Source organism: Arthrobacter sp. S2(2024) (assembly GCF_036662515.1).
GTDB lineage: Bacteria > Actinomycetota > Actinomycetes > Actinomycetales > Micrococcaceae > Arthrobacter.
Window position 1 is genome coordinate 65,984 of sequence record NZ_JAYKZI010000011.1, and the last position, 20,046, is coordinate 86,029.

23 protein-coding genes are annotated in these 20,046 nt (G+C 65.7%); 4 read left to right on the forward strand and 19 right to left on the reverse strand.

What is annotated here, in order from left to right:
* Positions 1-2 precede the first annotated feature (2 nt).
* From VLA65_RS17610 to VLA65_RS17650, 9 genes are all read right to left on the reverse strand, one after another.
* Entirely contained in the window at positions 3-491 is a 489-nt protein-coding gene (locus VLA65_RS17610) for a hypothetical protein (RefSeq protein WP_306962844.1), read from the reverse strand.
* A 4-nt stretch (positions 492-495) separates the two neighbouring features.
* Positions 496-1,254: a 4-hydroxy-tetrahydrodipicolinate reductase gene (gene dapB, locus VLA65_RS17615; RefSeq protein ID WP_332603260.1), complete on the reverse strand. Its 759-nt coding sequence runs from the start codon at positions 1,252-1,254 to the stop codon at positions 496-498.
* 61 nt (positions 1,255-1,315) lie between these two features.
* Positions 1,316-1,771, reverse strand: a complete 456-nt coding sequence (locus VLA65_RS17620) for a molybdenum cofactor biosynthesis protein MoaE (protein ID WP_236816685.1) — start codon at positions 1,769-1,771, stop codon at positions 1,316-1,318.
* Positions 1,761-2,261: a MogA/MoaB family molybdenum cofactor biosynthesis protein gene (locus VLA65_RS17625; protein ID WP_306962839.1), complete on the reverse strand. Its 501-nt coding sequence runs from the start codon at positions 2,259-2,261 to the stop codon at positions 1,761-1,763. The genes VLA65_RS17620 and VLA65_RS17625 overlap by 11 nt, the downstream gene beginning before the upstream one ends.
* Complete coding sequence (moaC, locus tag VLA65_RS17630) at positions 2,258-2,806, reverse strand: cyclic pyranopterin monophosphate synthase MoaC (protein ID WP_307053501.1); 549 nt, start codon at positions 2,804-2,806, stop codon at positions 2,258-2,260. The genes VLA65_RS17625 and moaC overlap by 4 nt, the downstream gene beginning before the upstream one ends.
* Complete coding sequence (locus tag VLA65_RS17635) at positions 2,794-4,014, reverse strand: molybdopterin molybdotransferase MoeA (protein WP_332603261.1); 1,221 nt, start codon at positions 4,012-4,014, stop codon at positions 2,794-2,796. Before VLA65_RS17635 ends, moaC begins: the two co-directional genes overlap by 13 nt.
* A 46-nt stretch (positions 4,015-4,060) precedes the next feature.
* Positions 4,061-5,620: a molybdopterin-dependent oxidoreductase gene (locus tag VLA65_RS17640; protein WP_332603262.1), complete on the reverse strand. Its 1,560-nt coding sequence runs from the start codon at positions 5,618-5,620 to the stop codon at positions 4,061-4,063.
* Entirely contained in the window at positions 5,617-6,885 is a 1,269-nt protein-coding gene (locus VLA65_RS17645; RefSeq protein WP_332603263.1) for a sensor histidine kinase, read from the reverse strand. Before VLA65_RS17645 ends, VLA65_RS17640 begins: the two co-directional genes overlap by 4 nt.
* Positions 6,872-7,609, reverse strand: coding sequence for a response regulator transcription factor (locus VLA65_RS17650; protein WP_284989343.1), 738 nt, complete (start codon positions 7,607-7,609; stop codon positions 6,872-6,874). Before VLA65_RS17650 ends, VLA65_RS17645 begins: the two co-directional genes overlap by 14 nt.
* A gap of 172 nt (positions 7,610-7,781) precedes the next feature.
* On the opposite strand from VLA65_RS17650, the gene moaA reads away from it, so the two are divergent.
* The 3 genes from moaA to VLA65_RS17665 all read left to right on the forward strand — a co-directional run bounded on the left by moaA (position 7,782) and on the right by VLA65_RS17665 (position 9,557).
* Positions 7,782-8,912, forward strand: coding sequence for a GTP 3',8-cyclase MoaA (gene moaA / locus VLA65_RS17655; protein WP_332603264.1), 1,131 nt, complete (start codon positions 7,782-7,784; stop codon positions 8,910-8,912).
* 4 nt (positions 8,913-8,916) lie between these two features.
* The gene (locus VLA65_RS17660; protein ID WP_284989345.1) at positions 8,917-9,183 is read left to right on the forward strand and encodes a MoaD/ThiS family protein; all 267 of its coding nucleotides are present in this window, start codon (positions 8,917-8,919) and stop codon (positions 9,181-9,183) included.
* 80 nt (positions 9,184-9,263) lie between these two features.
* The gene (locus tag VLA65_RS17665; RefSeq protein WP_306962826.1) at positions 9,264-9,557 is read left to right on the forward strand and encodes a hypothetical protein; all 294 of its coding nucleotides are present in this window, start codon (positions 9,264-9,266) and stop codon (positions 9,555-9,557) included.
* A 25-nt stretch (positions 9,558-9,582) separates the two neighbouring features.
* On the opposite strand, the gene VLA65_RS17670 is transcribed toward VLA65_RS17665, so the two are convergent.
* The 9 genes from VLA65_RS17670 to truB all read right to left on the reverse strand — a co-directional run bounded on the left by VLA65_RS17670 (position 9,583) and on the right by truB (position 18,298).
* Positions 9,583-10,044, reverse strand: a complete 462-nt coding sequence (locus VLA65_RS17670) for a DUF1579 family protein (protein ID WP_284989347.1) — start codon at positions 10,042-10,044, stop codon at positions 9,583-9,585.
* 87 nt (positions 10,045-10,131) lie between these two features.
* Positions 10,132-11,475, reverse strand: coding sequence for a M16 family metallopeptidase (locus VLA65_RS17675; RefSeq protein WP_306962822.1), 1,344 nt, complete (start codon positions 11,473-11,475; stop codon positions 10,132-10,134).
* Between the two features lie 154 nt (positions 11,476-11,629).
* On the reverse strand, positions 11,630-13,882 hold the full coding sequence (locus VLA65_RS17680) for a polyribonucleotide nucleotidyltransferase (protein WP_284989349.1): 2,253 nt from the start codon (positions 13,880-13,882) through the stop codon (positions 11,630-11,632).
* Between the two features lie 254 nt (positions 13,883-14,136).
* Positions 14,137-14,406: a 30S ribosomal protein S15 gene (rpsO, locus tag VLA65_RS17685; RefSeq protein WP_028266602.1), complete on the reverse strand. Its 270-nt coding sequence runs from the start codon at positions 14,404-14,406 to the stop codon at positions 14,137-14,139.
* Positions 14,407-14,605: 199 nt separating this feature from the next.
* Positions 14,606-15,460, reverse strand: coding sequence for a tryptophan 2,3-dioxygenase (kynA, locus tag VLA65_RS17690; protein ID WP_332603265.1), 855 nt, complete (start codon positions 15,458-15,460; stop codon positions 14,606-14,608).
* A 9-nt stretch (positions 15,461-15,469) separates the two neighbouring features.
* Positions 15,470-16,453 carry a bifunctional riboflavin kinase/FAD synthetase gene (locus VLA65_RS17695; protein WP_284989351.1) on the reverse strand — a complete coding sequence of 328 codons (984 nt, stop codon included), beginning with the start codon at positions 16,451-16,453 and terminating at the stop codon, positions 15,470-15,472.
* A gap of 116 nt (positions 16,454-16,569) precedes the next feature.
* Complete coding sequence (locus VLA65_RS17700) at positions 16,570-17,019, reverse strand: hypothetical protein (RefSeq protein WP_059387818.1); 450 nt, start codon at positions 17,017-17,019, stop codon at positions 16,570-16,572.
* A 2-nt stretch (positions 17,020-17,021) separates the two neighbouring features.
* Positions 17,022-17,375 (reverse strand): hypothetical protein, encoded by a 354-nt coding sequence (locus VLA65_RS17705; protein ID WP_284989353.1) that lies wholly within the window; start codon positions 17,373-17,375, stop codon positions 17,022-17,024.
* 2 nt (positions 17,376-17,377) lie between these two features.
* Complete coding sequence (gene truB / locus VLA65_RS17710; protein WP_332603266.1) at positions 17,378-18,298, reverse strand: tRNA pseudouridine(55) synthase TruB; 921 nt, start codon at positions 18,296-18,298, stop codon at positions 17,378-17,380.
* Between the two features lie 86 nt (positions 18,299-18,384).
* Between truB and VLA65_RS17715 the strand changes: the two genes are divergently transcribed.
* A complete protein-coding gene (locus VLA65_RS17715) occupies positions 18,385-19,539 on the forward strand; it encodes a pyridoxal phosphate-dependent aminotransferase (RefSeq protein ID WP_332603267.1) in 1,155 nt (384 codons plus the stop codon).
* Between the two features lie 3 nt (positions 19,540-19,542).
* Here the strand turns inward: VLA65_RS17715 and VLA65_RS17720 are convergent, their stop codons facing one another.
* The gene (locus VLA65_RS17720) at positions 19,543-20,028 is read right to left on the reverse strand and encodes a nucleoside deaminase (protein ID WP_284989356.1); all 486 of its coding nucleotides are present in this window, start codon (positions 20,026-20,028) and stop codon (positions 19,543-19,545) included.
* Between the last annotated feature and the right edge of the window lie 18 nt (positions 20,029-20,046).

A 20,046-nucleotide genomic window follows, 5' to 3' on the forward strand; every position in this document is an offset into this window, starting at 1 on the left:
CGCTACCGCTCCGCTGCGGTGGGCTCAGCGCGGAAGAGTCGCACGGCGTCGCGCATGGATTCCCGCGCGCGCTTGCGGTCGCCGGCGGCATCGTAGGCGCAGCTGAGCCGGAACCAGGAACGCCAGTCCTCGGGGGCGGCCTCGGCCTCCACGCGGTACTTTTCAAACTCGGCGTCCGCGGCTGCACGCACGATGCGGCCTCCCGGCGTGCGCGGCAGGTTGTCCACCGGCAGCCCGCCTTCGGCTTCGAGCACCTTCGCCATCTTTTCCGTGCGCGCACCGAAAACAAGCTCGCGGATCAATGCCCACGCTCCAATGATCGGAAGCACCAGGTAGGCGGCTCCGATTCCCTTGGCGACCAGGTTCGCGTCACTGAGCAGCAGGATCGAGCGCTCGAAGGTAACCACGAGGTAGAGAACCAGCAACAGGGTGACGGCACCCACCCAGATCTTGGTGCGGTTCTCCTTGAATGCTTTCCAGAGCGAGCCCATGCGCCTACAGCCCCAGATCCAAATAGCCGTCCAGGCCGACGGTCAGCCCGGGGTGGGACGCCACATTGCGCAGTCCCAGCAGCACACCGGGCATGAAGGACGCCCGGTCGAAGGAATCGTGGCGGATGGTCAGTTGCTCTCCCGGGCCGCCGAGGAGCACTTCCTGATGCGCCACGAGTCCACGCAAACGGACGCTGTGGACGCGGACACCGTCCACGTCGCAACCGCGGGCACCGTCGAGGGCCGTGTTCGTGGCATCCGGGCTGGCCGGGACGCCGGCTTCTTCGCGGGCGGCGGCAATGAGCTGGGCGGTGCGGACGGCGGTGCCCGAAGGCGCGTCCACCTTGTTCGGGTGGTGCAGCTCGATGATTTCCACCGATTCGAAATACTTGGAAGCCTTGGCGGCGAAGGCCGAGGCAAGGACGGAGCCGAGGGCGAAGTTGGGGGCGATCAGGACGCCGGATTCCGGGTTCGCCGCAAGCAGGCCGCGCAAGGCCGCGAGCCGTGCAGCGTCCCAGCCGGTGGTGCCGACAACAGCGTGCATGCCGTGTTCGACGGCGAAGCGGACGTTCGCTTCGGTGCTGTCCGGAACGGTCAGGTCGACGACATACTTCGCACCGGCGTCGAGCAGGGTATCAAGGGAATCGCCGCGGCCGAGCGCCGCGACGAGCTTCATGTCGGCGGCTGCCTCCACCGCCTTGACGGCTTCGATACCCATGCGGCCCTGGGCGCCCAGAACGGCGACAGCAAGTTGTTCGGTCATGCCCTTAACCCTACCGGGCGGCGCGCCGGGTTTTTCGCCCCAACGTGGGGTCGCCGGGAAGCTACTCCCCTGCCCCGACCCACTCGACCGTGCCGTCGCTGAAGAACTGTTCCTTCCAGATGGGCACTTGCGCTTTGATCCTGTCCACGAGCTCCGAGCACACTGCGAAAGCCTGTCCTCTGTGTGCAGCAGCAACGGCGCAGACGAGCGCAGGTTCGCCAATCTCCAGCAGGCCGATCCTGTGCGCTGCCCAGATCCGTACAGGCTGGGCTGCCTCCCCCGAGTGCTCGGCCACGAGCTTCGCGACGACGTCGGCCATGACCTGGTGCGCCGTGGGGTGGGCGCTGTAGCTGAGCCTGTCGACGGGTTTACCGCCGTCGTGGTTCCGGACCACGCCGCTGAAGCTCACTACCGCTCCCGCCGTGTCCGATTCAACCGCCGCTATGGCCTGGTCGACGGAAATCGGCTCCGCGCTGAGGATCGCGCTGATGACTTCGAAGTCGGTTTCAGTGGTCATGGCTTCCCTCCAACTGATCGCATAGGTGGGCGATGACAGGATCAAGGACAGCAAGGCCGTCCATTACGCCCTTCGGTGAGCCCGGCAGGTTCACGATGAACGTCTTGCCGGCTGTACCTGCATGGCCCCGGCTCAACATCGCCATGGGGGTCTTGGCGGCACCGGCGCGCCGGATGCCTTCCATGAGCCCCGGTATTTCTCGGTCAAGCAAAGGCAAGGTGACTTCCGGAGTGCGGTCATCGGGGCTCAGACCGGTACCGCCGCTCGTAATGACGACGGCGGGTTCCAGGGTCAGCAGCGCCCGGATGGCGGCACCGACCGGCTCCCCATCCGGCACTACCATGACGGGGAAGGTCTCGTAGCCGTGTTCGACCAGCCAGTCCAGGATCACGGGGCCGCTCTTGTCCTCATAGATTCCTGCCGCGGCACGGTTGGAGGCGATGACCACGCCGGCCTTCCGCGGCCCACGGACGGGTTCGCAGGCGTTCATGCGCGCTCTCCTTCGCCGGGCGCGCCGGACGGGGCGGGAACGGCCCAGTCGCCGCTCTTTCCGCCGCTCTTGGCCAGCACCTGGATGCCGCTGATAACTGCGTGCTTGTCCACTGCCTTGATCATGTCGTAGACGCTCAAGGCGGCCACCGATGCCGCAGTCAACGCTTCCATTTCCACGCCCGTGACGCCCCTGGTCTTCACCGTTGCCAGGACAACCACCGTGTCCGGGCCAAGTTCGAAGTCCACGGTGACCTTGGAAATCGGCAGCGGGTGGCACAGCGGGATGAGTTCGGGCGTCTTCTTGGCTGCCATGATGCCCGCAACGCGCGCTACCGCGAGGGCGTCGCCTTTCGGAAGCTCACCGGCGCCGAGCAAGGAAAGCACCTCGGCGGTGCTGTGGACGGTGGCCGTGGCGGTCGCCTCCCGTGTGGTCACGGCCTTCCCGGAGACGTCGACCATTTGGGCTGTACCATCTTGGCGCAAATGCGTAAGGGCGCCGCCGACCATGCCGGCGGGTTCTGGAGTGTCGTTCACAACATCCATACTTCCACTTCCGCCCCGGCGTCGAGTTCCGTGACGGCCGCAGGCACCTGGACCAGCGCGTTCGAGTTGGCCAGCGCATGGATGAGATGGGAGCCGGCACCGCCCTCCAGCCGGACTGTTCCCCCCGGAAGCAGCGTTCCGCGGCGGACCTGGTGTTTTCCGGCGGGCGAAGTCAAAGACTCCGTAAGGCGGGCCTGCAGGCTGGGCCGCAAGGCGGGGCTTCCGACCACGGCGGCGAGCGCCGGGCGAAGGAACATTTCGAAGGACACGAGGCAGCTCACGGGATTGCCCGGGAATCCCAGGAAGGGCACGCCGTCGAACATTCCGATCCCCTGGGGGCCACCGGGTTGCATGGCCACCGACACGAATTCGACGGCGTGGCCCATCATCGCCTGCCGGACCACTTCGTAGGCTCCTTTGCTGACGCCCCCGGTGCTGACGATGAGATCGACGGTCCCGCTCCGGCCGCGGAGGAGCGCCAACAGCTCGGCGGGATCGTCGCCGCTGATTCCCGTCCGTGTGACGTGGAGGCCGGACTGCAGCATGGCGGCTTCGAGCAGGGTTCCGTTGGAATCGTAGATCTTGCCTGCCGGCAGGGACGTGCCGGGTTCCACGACTTCGTCGCCCGTGGTCACCAGGAGCACGCGCACCGGCGTGCGGACCTCGACGGCGGTCATCCCCAAGGCGGCGAGCAGCCCCAATTGCCCGGGCCCGAGGGCAGTTCCGGCGCGCAAGGCGACGGTTCCCGCGGTGATGTCGCTCCCGGCGTCGCGGACGAACGTTCCCGGCTCGGTGGTGGGAAGACGGACAGTTGCTGGCACGCCGGGGACGGGAAAGACATCTGGCAGGGCCTGTTCGATAGGCACGACGGCGTCGGCCCCCTCGGGCATCATGGCGCCCGTCATGATCGGGGCTGCGGTGCCCGGGATGAGTCGGACCGGTGCCGCGCCGGCCGGGACCGGGTCCACGACCGTCAGCTCCGCACCGGCGTCGCTCCCTGCGTGGGGGGCAAGGTCGGCTGAGCGGACGGCGAACCCGTCCATCTGGGAGTTGGCGAACGGCGGCAGGCTGAGCGGGGCCAGGACATCGGCGGCAAGTACCCGGCCGAGCGCCCCCATCAGCGGAAGCTCCTCGGTGCCCTTCGTTTCCGCGAGGCCGGACAGCAGCTCCTGGACGGCTTGGCGGTGTGCTGCGACGGATCGTGCCACGAGGGTTCCTCCCGGATTGGTTCGCTCAGACTTTCACAGCCTAATGTCAGTTGGCGATGACATGGATGGTGTGGAACCCCGTGGCGCCGTCCGGGGCGACGGGAGTTTGGGCTTCGGGCTGCGGCGTACCCGTGGCATCGGTGGCACGGACCTGGACTTCATGGTTCCCGGAGCCCAGCTCAAGGCCCAGCTGCCATTGGTACCACGTATCCGACGAGATCCCCGGCGCGAGCTTGGCTTCCTGCCACTTGCCGCGGTCGACGCGCAGCTCCACCCGGGAAACGCCGCGGTGTTGAGCCCACGCGACACCGCCGAACTGGACCGTTCCAGCCTTTACTGAGCGGCCGTCCCGGGGCACGTCGATGCGCGACTGGGTCTTGATGGGACCGTGGTCGCTCCAACCGCGAGGGACCCAGTAGCCCTGATCGTCGGCGAAACGCGTCACCTTCAGTTCGGTCAGCCATTTGGTGGCCGAAACATAGCCGTAGAGGCCCGGGACGACCATCCGGACGGGGAAGCCATGCTCCAGCGGCAGGGGTTCGCCGTTCATTCCGACGGCGAGGATCGCGTCCCGGTTGTCGGTGAGCGCCTCGAGGGGGGTTCCGGCGGTCCAGCCGTCAGTGCTGCGGGAGAGCACCATGTCCGCACCAGGCTTCGGTCCGGCCATGGCGAGGAGTTCGCGGACCGGCCAGCCCAGCCAGAGGGCGTTGCCGATCAGGTCTCCGCCGACTTCATTGGATACGCAAGCGATGGTCACGTGACGCTCGATCATCGGTTTCGTCACCAGGGTGGCGAAATCCAAGGTGACTTCGCGTTCCACCAGGCCAGTCACCTTGAGGGTCCAGTCCGGCGGATTCACGGCAGGCGGGATCAGCGCGGTGTCGATCCGGTAGAAGTCGGGGTTCGGCGTGACGAGCGGCTGCAGGCCCGCCAAGGTGAGGGCGGCACCGTCGGGAACCTTTTGCGGGGGCGTCACCGGGGCAGGAAGCGCCACCCCGCGGCGGAAATCGGATGCCACCGTTCCCGCCCTCCGCACGAGGGTCGTGACGATCCCCGCCGCCGCCGCTGCTATCGCGGTTCCACCCAGCAATTGCATAAAGCTTCGGCGCGCCAAGGGCATGTCGCTTGCAACGGGCACGGGTCGCCAGGTTTCCAGCCGCTGGATCAGGAGCCGGAGGAAAAGCATGGTGACGATCGTGGCCACGACGGGGGCAATTGCGGCTGTCGGCGCGGCTTGGGCACGGGTCAGCACTGCAGCCAGCCCCGCAGCTCCAGCGAGCAAGGCGAGCGCCAGCCCCGCTCCTTTTCGCCGATACTCCAGAAGTCCTGCTACCGCGGCGAGGACCAAGGTCACCAGGGCGATGCTGACAATCAGGGCAAGTTTGTCGGCGGTGCCGAAAAGGTTGACGGCCAGTTCCTTGGCCCAACCCGGCACGGCGTCGATGACCACACCGCCCAACGCGGTGACCGGTGAAACGGACGGGCTCAGGAACCCGGCCAGCAACTCGCCGGCCGCCACCCCGAACCCGATGGCCACCACGCCGCACGCCGCCGCCCACCGGACGGCCGTCCTGGTACCGGCTTTCTTCGAAGTGGTCCTGCTCATAATGTGCCTGCCTGTTTGGGGCTCTCTGACGGAACGGTTTCCGCGTGGACTGTCTGCTTCGGAAATACCTCGGCGTGGGCCGGGGCGGCCTGTGCACCCGACGGAAGGCGGAGCGTGAATCGGCAGCCCTCGCCGGTGTTCGCCACCGTGACCGTGCCGCCGTGAGCCTTCACGATGCCTGCCACCATGCTGAGCCCCACGCCTGCTCCGCTGTATCGCGGTGGACCCCCTTCGACAGGCTTCCCCGCTCCCCGGGAACGGTCCTTTTGCCAGCCGGTCTCGAAAACGTGGGCGAGATCCTCCTCGTCGATGCCTCCGCAGCTGTCCACGACGTCGACGACGGCGTCGCTCCCGTCGCGTCCGACGCGAACCATGACCCCGCCGTCGGGCCGGCTGTAGATGATCGCGTTGAGCAGCACGTTCCGGACGGCCCGTCCCAGGCTGGGGCCGTCCGCGACGGCCATGCACTCCCGGTCGCCGCCGCCGTCGAGCCGGATGCCGCGTTGGGCGGCGAGGGGCGCGAGATCGGCGATGGCGTCGCTCACGAGGTCGTAGAGGTCGAGGGATTCTGCGCTCAGGCGGAGCGTTCCCGCCTGGATTTTGGACAGTTCCAGGAGGTCGTTGACCATGACCGCCATCTGGTCCGTCTGGGCGATGATCTTGCGGTAGTACGCGGGGATGTCGGAGGCCATGCCATCTTCCAGCGCTTCGGCCATGGCCCGCATGCTGGCCAAAGGGGTCCGGAGGTCGTGCGAGATCCAGGAGACCAGTTCGCGGCGGGCGGTTTCGACGGCGGCTTCCCGTCGCCGGGATTCCTCAAGTTTGACGCTGCTCGCTTCGAGTTCCTGGGCTAGCTGGGCGAGCTCGGAGTTCATTGCCGGTCCGGCCCGCCGCGATCCCGATTGTGGCAGGAAGGAGCCATCGAGGGCTTCTCCGCTGCCGAGGCGCCGCGTTGCTGCGACGAGCCGGATCGCATTGCGGGACACCCCGGCCCCGAGGACCAGGGAAATCGCGATCGCCACGGCCGAGGCTACCCCGAGGATGTACCACATGACTTCGAGGTCCAGGGCGGAAATGAACATCGCATTGAAGGCGCTCACCATCCCTGCCACGAGGACGGCAACGGTGGCCACCACCACGAGGCAAATCTGGACGAGGATCGACGCGCCACGCAGGAAACGCAGCAAGGCAAGGGTCAAGGCGCCGATGAGGACAGCCCACAACAGCATCCAGCCCAGGATGGTGAACATTTCAGCCGGCTGCATGTCCACCTTCCTTCGCGTCAAAGCGGTAGCCGACTCCCCAGACCGTTTTGAGCAGCACCGGGGTGGTGGGGTTGTCTTCGATCTTTTCCCGCAAGCGACGCACGTGGACGGTCACAGTGGACAAATCCCCGAAGTCCCAACCCCACACTGCCTTGATGAGATCCTCGCGGCTGAACACCTGGTTGGGCCGGCGGAGGAGGAACGCCAGCAGATCGAACTCACGCACCGTAAGCATCAGGGGTTTGCCATCCTGGAGCACTGTGCGCGAGGCAGGATCCAATTCGAAGCCGGCGAGTTCGACTGGCGGTTCCGGGCTGAATTCCCGGATGCTCCGGCGCAGGACGGACTTCACGCGGAGGACCAACTCGCGGGGCGAGAAGGGCTTGGTGACATAGTCGTCCGCTCCGCTTTCCAATCCCAGGATCCGGTCGTCTTCCGTGCCGAGGGCGGTCACCATGATGATCGGTACGCTCATGGCCAGGCGGAGCCTGCGGCACACTTCCACGCCGTCGAGTCCGGGCAGCATCCGGTCCAGGATGACAAGGTCGGGCCGCCTGGCGGCCGCGAGGCTCAGCGCGGTGAAGCCGTCGCCCGCGAGATCGACTTGGAAGCCTGCCTGGACCAGGTAGTCCCGGACGACGTCGGCGATGGTCTGTTCGTCTTCGACCAGCAGGATGCGCCGATTGCCGACGTCGGCACCGTGCGGGGCGGGCTGCGTGTTCACACCTTCAGCATAGATTCGCGTGGTGCCCGCGGTACGTGTTCCGGGCGTCCACGGGCCAACCGTATGCATTCCGTAAGAAGTCACCTCTTGCGTTGCCTTCCACGGGAGCGGATGACGAACGTGACTGGTGGCCGATATCACGCTCGGGTCCTGCCTGGCGTAGCCTGAACCCATGAGTGTTCAGCTAGGCATGCCGTTGCCCCCTACGGGCGATGGGACGGGAAGCAGCGTGTCTGCTCCTCCGCCGCGCCCTGCCGGAACTCCTCCGGGCCTGTTCGACCGTTACGGACGCCGGGCCACCGACATGCGCTTGTCCCTGACCGACAAATGCAACCTCCGCTGCACCTACTGCATGCCGGCCGAAGGCCTCGAATGGTTGTCCAAACAAGCCGTGATGACCGCCGCCGAGATCGTCCGGCTGGTGCGGATCGGCGTCGAACACCTCGGGGTCCGCGAACTGCGCCTCACCGGAGGCGAGCCCCTGGTCCGCGCCGACCTGGTGGATATTATTTCGGCCCTCCGCGAGGCGCACCCCGATCTGCCGATCTCCATGACCACCAACGGCGTCGGACTCGACAAGAAAGCAGCAGCGCTCAAGCAAGCCGGACTCACCCGCATCAACGTCTCCCTCGACTCCCTCCACGAAGAAACCTTCGCGAAGCTGACCCGGCGGCCTTTCCTGGACAAGGTCCTGTCCGGCGTCGATGCCGCCTGGGCCGCAGGCCTGGGACCGGTCAAGATCAACGCCGTCCTCATGCGCGGAATCAACGACGCCGAGTCCCCCGAGCTCCTGGCCTGGGCAGTGGAGCGCGGCTATGAACTGCGCTTCATCGAACAAATGCCGCTGGACGCCGACCACGGCTGGACCCGGCGCGACATGATCACGGCAGCCGAGATCCGCGAACTGCTTTCCCGCGACTTCGTGCTGGCCCCGGACCCGCGCGAACGCGACGGCGCACCGGCGGAACGATTCGAAGTACGACGGCGGGACCCGGCATCCGTCCAAGCCACCGGTCCGCTCCTGGGCACCGTCGGCATCATCGCCTCCGTCACCGAACCGTTCTGCTCCGATTGCCGGCGCACAAGGATCACCGCCGAAGGCAAGATCATGAGCTGCCTGTTCTCCCGCGAAGAATTCGACCTCCTCGGCTTGCTCCGGGCCGGGGCCAGCGACCAGGAACTCGCCCAACGCTGGCAGGACGCCATGTGGATCAAACCCAAAGCACACGGCATGGACCACACCGGCCTCGGCGCACCCGACTTCGTCCAACCAGACCGCAGCATGAGCGCCATCGGAGGCTGAGGCTTTGCTCGTAAGATACTTCGCTGCCGCGCGCGCCGCGGCAGGCGTCGAAGAGGAACACCACGATCTCCCGGACGGAACCAGCTTGGACGGGCTGATCGCGGCCGTGCTCGCCGTCGAACGTCCGGAACCACCGGCCGGCACGCCGCCCCTGGCCCGGATCATTTCGCGCAGCAGCTTCCTGCGCAACGAGATAGCGGTCCGCGACCATTCGGCGGCCCTCGGTGCGGACGACGTCGTCGACGTCCTCCCGCCGTTTGCCGGGGGCTGAGCCGGCCACGGCCGGAGGGTGGCTCCCGGGGTCCAAGGAGCCTACGCTGTGCCTATCCGCGCAACAGCAAAGGAACAGCCATGTACACCCTCCTGATCGAACACGCCGTGAACGACTTCGACGCATGGAAGCGGTCGTTCGACTCGGATCCGGCAGATCGCGCCGGCTCCGGCGTTGTTTCGTACAGGGTCTCCAAGCCCGTGGACGATTCCCAGCGGGTCCTGATTGAGCTTGATTTCGCCGAGCGGGAGCGCGCTGAATCAATGCTGGACACCTTGCGGACACGGGTGTGGAGTGGACCTGGAAGGCCGGCCTCGCTCGACGGCATGCCGGATGCGCGGATCGTTGAGTCGTTGGAGGCCAAGGTCCTCTGAACGCTGTGCCTGCCGGACGTGTGCCTTAGACGCGCCTGCACACAGAGACCATGAACGGGCTGAACGTCGGGGCATCCCCGAGCCTCAGTTCCGCCGTGTGGGTCAGCACGCCGCCGTCCACCTTGAAGGTGTGGCGCGCGGTCCCGCGAGGACTACGCCGCTCAAGCCTGAGCGTGCCGTCCTCCCAATGCCCGCGGGCCGGAGCTTCCGGTGGCCGGCCCATGCTGTCCACGTAGTACCAGAGGGTCTCTCCGTGGTCCGGGTCAACGGTGAAGACACCGTGGCCCTCGAAATGGGTGCCGTCAGGCTCGATGTGCCGGTAGCTCTGCACCAAGGCGTAGCCTCCCGCCGCGCGCGAGAAGGTCACCTCGGCGTCGGCGGTCCGGGCGGGTCCCCAGGGCGAGGCCGCAAGCTCGGTGCTCCCCCGCCAATGACCCAGGAATGCCTCCAGCGCAGTGTGTGCATGACTCTTCAATGGCTCGTTCATGGCGACTCCTGCGCGGGACGATGGATACGTCACCATCATGTTCCCGATCGAGCAGGCGCGTCCAGCCTTCCCCACCCGGACGCGGGTTCAGAGGCCGAACGTCTCGGTTTCCTCAAAGGGCCCGACGACGGTTACGGTGCGGGGGGCTTCGGCGAGCACCCGGGCGAGTTCCTGGACCTGCTCGGCGGTGACGGCCTTGATGCGGTCCAGCGTTTCGTCGATGTCCTGGAATTCGCCGGAGACGAGCTCGGCGCGGCCGAGGCGGGACATCCGCGAACCGGTGTCTTCAAGGGCCAGGACGATTCCGCCGCACAATTGGCCGACGGCCTTGCGCAGTTCCTCGTCCGTGATTCCGTCGGCAGCGAGCTTGTCCAGCTCGGCGCCCAGGAGTTCCAGGACCTGCTTGACCTTCGACGGCGTGCAGCCGGCGTACATGCCGAAGTAGCCTGCGTCAGCATAGGCGGAGGCGAAGGAATAGGTGGAGTAGACGAGGCCCCGCTTTTCGCGGATCTCCTGGAAGAGGCGCGAAGACATGCCACCGCCAAGGACAGCGTTCAGGACGCTCATCACGAAGCGCCGATCGTCGGTGGCCACGATCGAGGGGCAACCCATGATGATGTTGGCCTGCTCCACGGGACGCTTGATCACATGCAGTCCTGCGGTACCCGTGATGTCCGCCCGCTCGGTGGAGCGGCGCTCAACGGGGGCAGCGGTCTCCTTCAGCTCCCACCCGGCCGTCCGCAAGGCATCGAGCACGAGGCGGCACACGATGTCGTGGTCCAGGCCGCCAGCGGCGGTGATGACAATTTCGTCCGGCCGGTAGTAGCGCTGGTAGTGTGCCCACACCGAATCGCGGGACACAGCCTTGATGGCGGCAGGGGTGCCCCCGATCGGTCGGCCCAGCGGATGCACACCGAGCACTGCGGCCACGAAGTTTTCATGTGCGACGTCGGTGGGGTCATCGCTGTCCATGGCGATTTCCTCAAGGATCACGTCGCGTTCCTGCTCAAGTTCCGCAGGATCCAGCACGGCGCCGGTGATCATGTCCGCGATGACGTCGATAGCCATCGGAAGATCTGTGTCCAGCACCCGCGCAAAGTAGCACGTGCTTTCCTTCGCGGTGGCCGCGTTCGATTCACCGCCGACCTCGTCGAAAGCGGACGCGATCTCCAGGGCTGTGCGCTTCTTGGTGCCTTTGAACAAGAGGTGCTCAAGGAAGTGGGTGGAGCCGTGCTGGCCGTCCGCCTCGTCCCGGGAACCGACACCCACCCAGAATCCGATGGTTGCGGATCGCTGCCCGGGCATGGCCTCTGTGAGCACCCGGACGCCTCCCGGAAGCACTGAACGCCGGACAACGGAGCCGCCTTCGGCGCCATGGATCAATTCGCCGCCGGGCACGGTCTGCGCCAATGGGAGGGGTACGACAGTCATCAAGACCTTTCAGTTCTGCGGGAAATCATGGGTGCCAAATCTGGCTGCAATCGTACCAGCGGGCGCATCGCCCCCGGGACGGGAATCCGTTGTTAAAACCGGGCAGGACCGGTGGACATGTCCACCGGTCCTGCCGCGTGTTTGCCGGTTCAGGCTACTCGGCGGAAACTTCAGCCTCTTCGGCGGGAGCTTCCTCGGAGACGGCGCCTTCTTCCTCGGCCACAACCGGGGAGAGGGAGAGCTTGCCGCGGTCGTCGATCTTGGTGATCTCGACCTGGATCTTCTGGCCCACGGAGACGACGTCGTCGACGTTGTCCACGCGCTTGCCGCTGGCCAGCTTGCGCAGCTCGGAGATGTGCAGCAGGCCGTCCTTGCCCGGGGTCAGGGAAACGAACGCACCGAAGGTGGTGGTCTTGACGACCGTGCCCAGGTAACGCTCACCGATTTCCGGGATCTGCGGGTTGGCAATGGCGTTGATCGCGGCGCGGGCTGCTTCAGCAGACGGACCGTTGGTGGCGCCGATGTAGACGGTGCCGTCGTCCTCGATGGAGATGTCGGCTCCGGTGTCTTCCTGGATCTGGTTGATCATCTTGCCCTTGGGGCCGATGACCTCACCGATCTTGTCAACGGGGATGTTGACGGCGATCACGCGCGGTGCGAACTCGGAGAGCTCGTCCGGGGTGTCGATGGCGGCGTTGATGACGTCCAGGATGTGCAGGCGGGCTTCGCGGGCCTGCTTCAGGGCTGCGGCCAGGACCGATGCGGGGATGCCGTCGAGCTTCGTGTCTAGCTGGATGGCCGTGACGAACTCGGAAGTACCGGCAACCTTGAAGTCCATGTCGCCGAAAGCGTCCTCGGCGCCGAGGATGTCGGTCAGGGCAGCGTAGCGGGTCTGACCGTCAACCTGGTCGGAAACCAGGCCCATGGCGATACCGGCAACGGCGGCCTTCAGCGGAACGCCTGCGTTGAGCAGGGACAGCGTGGAGGCACAGACGGAACCCATCGACGTCGAACCGTTGGAGCCGAGGGCCTCGGACACCTGGCGGATGGCGTACGGGAATTCCTCGCGGGACGGCAGAACCGGAACCAGGGCGCGCTCTGCGAGTGCACCGTGGCCGATTTCGCGGCGCTTCGGGGAGCCGACGCGGCCGGTTTCACCGGTGGAGTACGGCGGGAAGTTGTAGTTGTGCATGTAGCGCTTGCGCGTGACAGGAGACAGCGAGTCGATCTGCTGTTCCATCTTGAGCATGTTCAGCGTGGTGACACCCATGATCTGGGTTTCTCCACGCTCAAAGATGGCGGAACCGTGAACGCGGGGCAGGACCTCTACCTCGGCGGTCAGCTGGCGGATGTCCGTCAGACCGCGGCCGTCGATGCGGATCTGGTCCTTGAGGATGCGCTGGCGGACAACCTGCTTGGTCAAGGAGCGGAAGGCTGCGGACAGTTCCTTCTCGCGGCCCTCGAACTCGCCGGCGAGGGCGCCAAGGACTTCGTCCTTGAGTTCGTCGGAGGCGTTGTCGCGGTCCTGCTTGTCGGCGATCTGGAAGACAGCAGCAAGCTTCTCCGCAGCGGCGGCTTCAACAGCGGCGTAAACGTCGTCCTGGTAGTCCAGGAAGACCGGGAATTCAACCGTGGGCTTGGCAGCGCGGGCGGCCAGGTCAGCCTGGGCCTCGCACAGGGCCTTGATGAACGGCTTGGCAGCCTCGAGGCCCTCGGAAACGACCTCTTCGGTGGGAGCGGTGGCGCCCTGTTCCTTGATGAGGTTCCAGGAGTTGTCCGTGGCTTCGGCTTCAACCATCATGATGGCGACGTCGTCACCGGCGATGCGGCCGGCAACAACCATGTTGAAGACGGCGTTCTCGAGCTGTGAGTGCTTCGGGAAGGCAACCCATTCGGTGCCCTGTTCGTCGGCGATGAGGGCAACGCGGACGCCGCCGATCGGGCCGGAGAACGGGAGGCCGGAGAGCTGGGTGGACATGGACGAGGCGTTGATGGCCACGACGTCGTAGAGCTCGTCCGGGTTGATCGCCAGGACGGTCACGACGATCTGGACCTCGTTGCGCAGGCCCTTGACGAACGCGGGACGCAGCGGGCGGTCCATGAGGCGGCAAGCCAGGATGGCTTCGGTGGACGGGCGGCCTTCACGGCGGAAGAACGAGCCCGGGATGCGGCCGGCGGCGTACATGCGCTCTTCGACGTCGACGGTCAGCGGGAAGAAGTCGAAGCCTTCACGCGGGGACTTTCCTGCGGTGGTTGCGGACAGCAGTGCGGTGTCTTCGTCGATGTAGACCATCGCGGCGCCGGCTGCCTGCTTGGCGAGGCGGCCGGTTTCGAAGCGGATTACACGCTTGCCGAAGCGGCCGTTGTCGATGATGGCTTCTGAGAACTGGATTTCGGGACCCTCCATTGAGAGTCACCTCCGTTTCTTGTTTAGCGGAAGTCCTCCCGCATCGACCCAGGCCAGCGTCTGTTCCTGGCCTGTACGACACCCGGTCATCGATCGAGACCCACGGGCTGTGCCTTCATCACAGAAGGCTGCTCCCGGGGATCACTACCGAGGACCGCGAATGCGCGATGCGGTTGAACTCCTGTTAAGTGTTGGATTTAGTTATGGAGAAAAGGCGGCCCGTTCCGCGGAGGATCGGGCCGCCCGAAGTCAAACTAGCGGCGCAGGCCGAGGCGCTCGATGAGCGCACGGTAGCGGGCAATGTCAGTCTTCTTGAGGTAGCCCAGCATGCGCTTGCGACGACCAACCATGGCCAGCAGACCGCGCTGGGTGTGGAAGTCGTGCTTGTGCTCCTTCATGTGCTCAGTCAGATCCTTGATCCGCTGAGTCAGGACTGCAATCTGGACCTCCGGCGAACCAGTGTCGCCCTTGGACGTTGCGTATGCCTCGATGATGGACTGCTTAACAGCGGCTTCAAGTGCCACGTGAACTCCTAGAGTTGTGCCGTGCGTCCCGATTCAGCGCCTCGCTGCCGGGTTGTAATGCGCCGATGACCGCACACAAAACAGGTCCAGCCGCCACGGACTGCAGCCGGATCCATCCCTCAGTTTACCGGCAGCCCGGCAATCTTGTCGAAAGCTGCCGTGTGACCCTCATCAAAGCCTCGTCAACGACGGCCGCCGCTCACTGCCCGATCTCGGTCCGGACGGCGAAAAGCTCAGGGAAGAACGTCAAGTCAAGGGCCTTCTTCAGGAAGGACACACCGCTCGAGCCTCCGGTTCCGGTCTTCATGCCGATGGTCCGCTGCACCGTGCGGAGGTGCCGGAAGCGCCACAATTGGAAGTTGTCTTCCAAGTCCACCAGTTCCTCGCACGCTTCGTACGCCGCCCAGTTGTCTGCGGCATGTTCGTAGATGTGCTTGAAAAGAGGCAAGAGCTCGGGGGCGAACTCGTGGGCCTGGGTGACGTCCCGGTCCAGGACGGACCGCGGAACGTCGTAGCCATGCCGGTCCAGGTAAGCCAGGAATTCGTCGTAGATGCTCGGGGCATTCAGGAGCTCCTCCAGCATGGTCCGGGACTCCGGATCCGATTCGAACACTGGCAGCATTTTGGCGTTCTTGTTGCCGAGGATGAACTCGACCGCGCGGTATTGGCTCGACTGGAAGCCGGAGGCATTGCCCAGGAAGCCACGGAACTGGGAGTACTCGGTGGGGGTGAGCGTGGCGAGCACCGACCATTGCTCGGTGAGCGTCTTCTGGATGTGCTTGACCCGGGCGATGGCCTTGAGCGCGGAGCCGAGGTCGTCCTGGCGGAGCCAGGCGGCCGCGCTGCGGAGTTCGTGCAGGACCAGCTTTAGCCAGAGCTCGGTGGTTTGGTGCTGGATGATGAACAGGAGTTCGTCATGGTGTTCAGGCTGGCTGACAGGTTGCTGGGCGCTGAGCAGCACGGGCAGCTGCAGGTAGGAGGCGTAGCTCATGCGTGAGCTGAAGTCCTTGACGATGCCTTCGTCGAGTGGCCGGGTGTTCTTCTCAACGCTCACGGTAGGGGGCTACTTGTCCAGCAGAAGATGGTGGGCTTGGACGACGTCCAGCCGCATCTGTTCCACCAGGGCCTCAGGTCCGCGGTAGGCCACCATGCCTCGCAGCCGCGCCGTAAATTCCACCACGACGGTCTGGCCGTAGAGGTTGAAGTCCTCCACCGCCTCCTCGGGGCGGTCGATCACGTGCGCTTCCACCTGGCGGCTCACGCCGTCGAACGTGGGGTTGGAACCCACTGAAATCGCGGCTGGCCAGCGGGTTCCGGATTCGTCCACGAGCCAGCCGGCGTAGATTCCGTCCGCCGGTACGTAGCCCGTGGCGCCGTGGTCGAGGTTTGCGGTCGGAAAGCCCAGGGCGCGTCCGCGCGCAGCGCCATGGACCACTTCGCCGCGCATCCTGTGCGGGCGGCCGAGGACGGCGGACGCGGTCTCGACGTCGCCTTCGGCAAGGGCCTCGCGCACCCAGGTGGAGGAACAGCGGCGGTCCGTGCCGCCGTCGTCGTGTACTGGAAAGCCTTCCGCGCCGAACTCGTTGACCACGTGGACGCCGAATCCGAGTTCCTTGCCCAATTCCTGCATGGTGCCGACGTCGCCGGAATTTCCCACGCCGAAACGAAGATCGTGGCCCACAACGACATGTGCTGCGTGAAGCCCGTCCAGCAGGACCTTGACGACGAATTCCTCGGGCGTCATGGCGGCAAGCGTGAGGTTGTATTTCATGACGAGGACGGCGTCCACGCCCGTGCCGGCCAGGGCATCGAGCTTGTCCTGCAGCCCCATGAGGAGCTCCGGAGCGGAGTCGGGCCGATGGACCAGTGCCGGGTGGGGATCGAAGGTCACGACGACGGACCGCGCACCGTGCTGCTTTGCCGTGCGCAACAGTTGCGTCAGCACTTGCTGGTGTCCGCGATGGACGCCGTCAAAGTTGCCGATGGTCACGACGCTGGGACCGAAATCCTCGGGGACCTCGGTGGGATCGTTCCAGATGTGGACCATCAACCTCGCCTTTTACTGCTGGTATTCACTATGCCCGGTGCCTGCTCCGGCGCCGGAATTCTCTAAGGTTACCCGCTATCCCACGGCGCCCTTGCCCGGTGGCGGAGCTCCGATTTCTACTGCGTGAGTGGTGCCGGACGCCGACGGTAGAGCCACAGTAGTCCCAGGACCGGCAGGATCAACGGCACAAAGCCGTATCCACGTCCGAACAAGGACCACACAGTGTCGTGCGGGAAAGCCACCGGATCGAAAAGGCTGATGGCGCCAACCACCACCACGCCGACCATCTCAACAAGGACGGCCGCGAGGGACACCTTGAACCACGTGCGGCCTGGCTTCGCGAGGGAGACCGTCGCCACGATGTACACCACGGCGGCGAAAGCCGAGAGGATGTGGGCCAAGGGAGCATCCGAGAACTTGGTCAGGATCTGGTAGCCGGCACGGGCCGTGGCCGAGATCGCGAACACCGCGTAGACCGCAATCAGCAGCCTCCCGGGCCCCGTGTTGCGGGTGTCCCGGTTCTTCTTCCCGGTGGTTTCAACAGTCACTTCGTGTGCTTCTTCCAATGTCAGTACCAGATCTGGTTCATGCGGGCCGCCATGACCAATGCGGTGACGCCCACGGCGCCCATGACGAAATTGCTCCAACGGGTCCGCTCCAGGATGGACCAGTACACCGCGACGACGGGGAGGATCAGCGCCGTGATGATGTAGCCCCAGAATTCCCAGGGCTCCCCCGCGATCTTTTCACCCATCGCCACGCGGATGATCGATCCCACCAGATAGACCAGCAGGACGAGTTCGACGGCGGCAACCGACAGTATGGTGACGTCGTTGGGAGCCTTCTTCATGATGCCGGCCGCGACGCAAATGATGGTGGACAACAGGCCCACTATCAGGACAGCGTAAAAGTATCCGTCCATGGTTACTGTGCCTGCTTTTCGTTGTCGGGGGCGAACACCAGGACGGGCTTGGCGAAGCTCCCCGCATCGGCCAACAGCGCCACCAGCTCCCCTGACGGAGAGAACGCGGCAGCCGGGTTCTCGGCGGTGGCCGCGCCGGCCGTGCCGGCAGCGGGTCCCGCGGCGATCCTGCGGCCAAAGGAGATTTCGGTGGTTTCGGCGTCGCTCAGTTCCCGGTTGGGCATGAGCGCCCGGGCGGCGGCGGACATGTCGAGGACTTCCAGATCCTCGGCAAGCTGTTCGAGGGTGCGGGCTTGCTCCAGGGAGTACGGCCCCACGTGGGTGCGGCGCAGCGCCGTCAGATGGCCGCCGACGCCGAGAGCCTCGCCCAGGTCGCGTGCCAGCGCGCGGATGTAGGTGCCTGAGGAGCATTCGACGGTCACGTCGATGTCCACTATCCTGCCGTCGTCGACCCTCCGGATGGCGTGGATCTCGAAACGGTGGATGGTCACGGGCCGGGCGGCGAGCTTGACCTCTTGCCCCGAACGCACGCGCGCGTAGGACCGTTCGCCGTTGACCTTGATGGCGCTGACGCTGCTGGGGACCTGCTGGATCTCGCCGCTCAGCTGCGCGACGCCGGAACGGATGGCGTCCTCAGTGACTGCGGCGGCGCTGCGGCTTGCGGTGATGTCGCCCTCGGCATCGTCCGTGATGGTTGATTCACCGAGCCGGATGGTGGCGGAGTACGTCTTGGAGGTGCCCACGATGTAGGTCAGCAATCGCGTGGCCTTGTTGATGCCAAGCACAAGCACCCCCGTGGCCATGGGATCCAGGGTCCCCGCATGGCCCACTTTCCGGGTACCGGCCAGTCGCCGCATCCGTCCAACCACATCGTGGCTGGTCCATCCTTGCGGCTTGTCAACGATTACCAGTCCAGAAAGCACGCCTCCCAGTATATCCGCGCCGGGGCATGCATCCTGCGGCCCGCGGCTTCCCTGGACGCTCCGGGACCGCGGCTAAGATGGCTCCCATGCCTCAGCTTGCCGCACACGTCCGCGAAGTGCCCGTGAACCAGATCCGCGAGATCACCGAGGCGGCCTGGAGCACCCCCGGGGCGATCGTCCTCAGCATCGGCGAGCCGGGCTTCGCGCTGCCCCGGCACATCCTGGACGCGGGGATCGCTTGCCTGGACAGGGACGAGACCAACTACACCCCCAATGCCGGAATCCCGGCGCTGCGTGAAGCCTTCGCCGACCGCTTCCGTGCCCACAACCAGGTGGATATCGGGGCGGAGCGCGTATATGTCGTGGACGGAGCCCAGCAGGGACTGCACTTCGCCATGAGCCTGCTCCTCTCCCCCGGCGACGAGATCCTGATTCCCAATCCGGGCTACCCGACTTTTGCCATGACAAGCCATTTGTTGCACGCCGTCCCGGTGCAGTATCCGCTCTACCCGGAGCACGAGTTCCAACCCCGCATCGAGGACATCGAGGCCCTGATCACGCCGCGCACCAAGGTATTGGTCCTGAATTCGCCGTCCAATCCCCTGGGCGCAGTGATCTGCGAGGAAACGACGCGCGAGCTCGTGGAATTGGCCGTCAAACACGATCTGTGGATCATTTCGGATGAATGCTACGAAGCCTTCACCTTCGACGTTCCGCACACGAGTCCCGCCCGCTTCGACAGCGCCGTTCCCGGGGAGGCCCGGGTCTTCACGTCCCTGACCTTGTCCAAAACGTACGGGCTGACGGGACTGCGGATCGGCGCACTCATTTGCCCGCCGGGCCTCGAACGGAAGATGAACAACGTCATGGAAGCGATCGTTTCCTGCGTGGCTTCGCCGTCCCAGTACGCTGCCGTCGCGGCGCTGACCGGCCCGCAGGACTATGTGGACACGGCACGGGAGCACTACCGTTCCAACCGCGATGCCGCCTCGGCGGTGCTTGCCCGGAAGGGCATTCCCTTCCTGGGCGCCCAGGGAGCTTTCTACCTCTGGGCGGACGTCTCGCATGTGAGCGGCGGGGACGTGCGTGCCTGGGTGCGCACCTTCTTGGCGGACTCTGGAGTGGCCGTGGCACCGGGAACCGCGTTCGGTTCCATCGGCGAAGGATGGATCAGGATCGCTTTGTGCGGTGACCAGCAGCAACTGCTCGACGGCGTCGGGCGTCTCCCGGCGCGGACGTGAGCCTCAGTATTTGGTCCGGTTCTTGTGCCCGCGCCAGGCATCGAAGGGAGCCTCGGATGCAGGAACGTCAGTGTGTTGGACGGGCAGCAGGTCGGGCCTGTTGCCGTCGAAATATTCGTAGAACACGGCATCGTCGAAGCCTGCGGCCGCTGCCCCGTGCCGATCGGCGGCAAAGTAGACGCGGCTGACCCGGCCCCATAGGGCCGCCGAGAGGCACAAAGGGCACGGTTCGCAGCTTGAGTAGAGCACCGAGCCGCTGAGGTTGAAGCTCCCCAGTTCCGACGCGGCCCGCCGGATGGCCACTACTTCGGCGTGCGCTGTGGGGTCGTTGTCGCGGGTGACCCGGTTGACGCCGTCGTGGAGCCGTCCGTCCGGGGTGACCACGACGGCGCCGAAAGGGCCGCCGCCGTCGGCCACGTTTTGAACCGCGAGCCGCACGGCGTGTTCAAGGTAGTCTTCGGGACTCTGAGCTGCATCGTGGGCCGCCATGCTCCGATCTTAGCGACG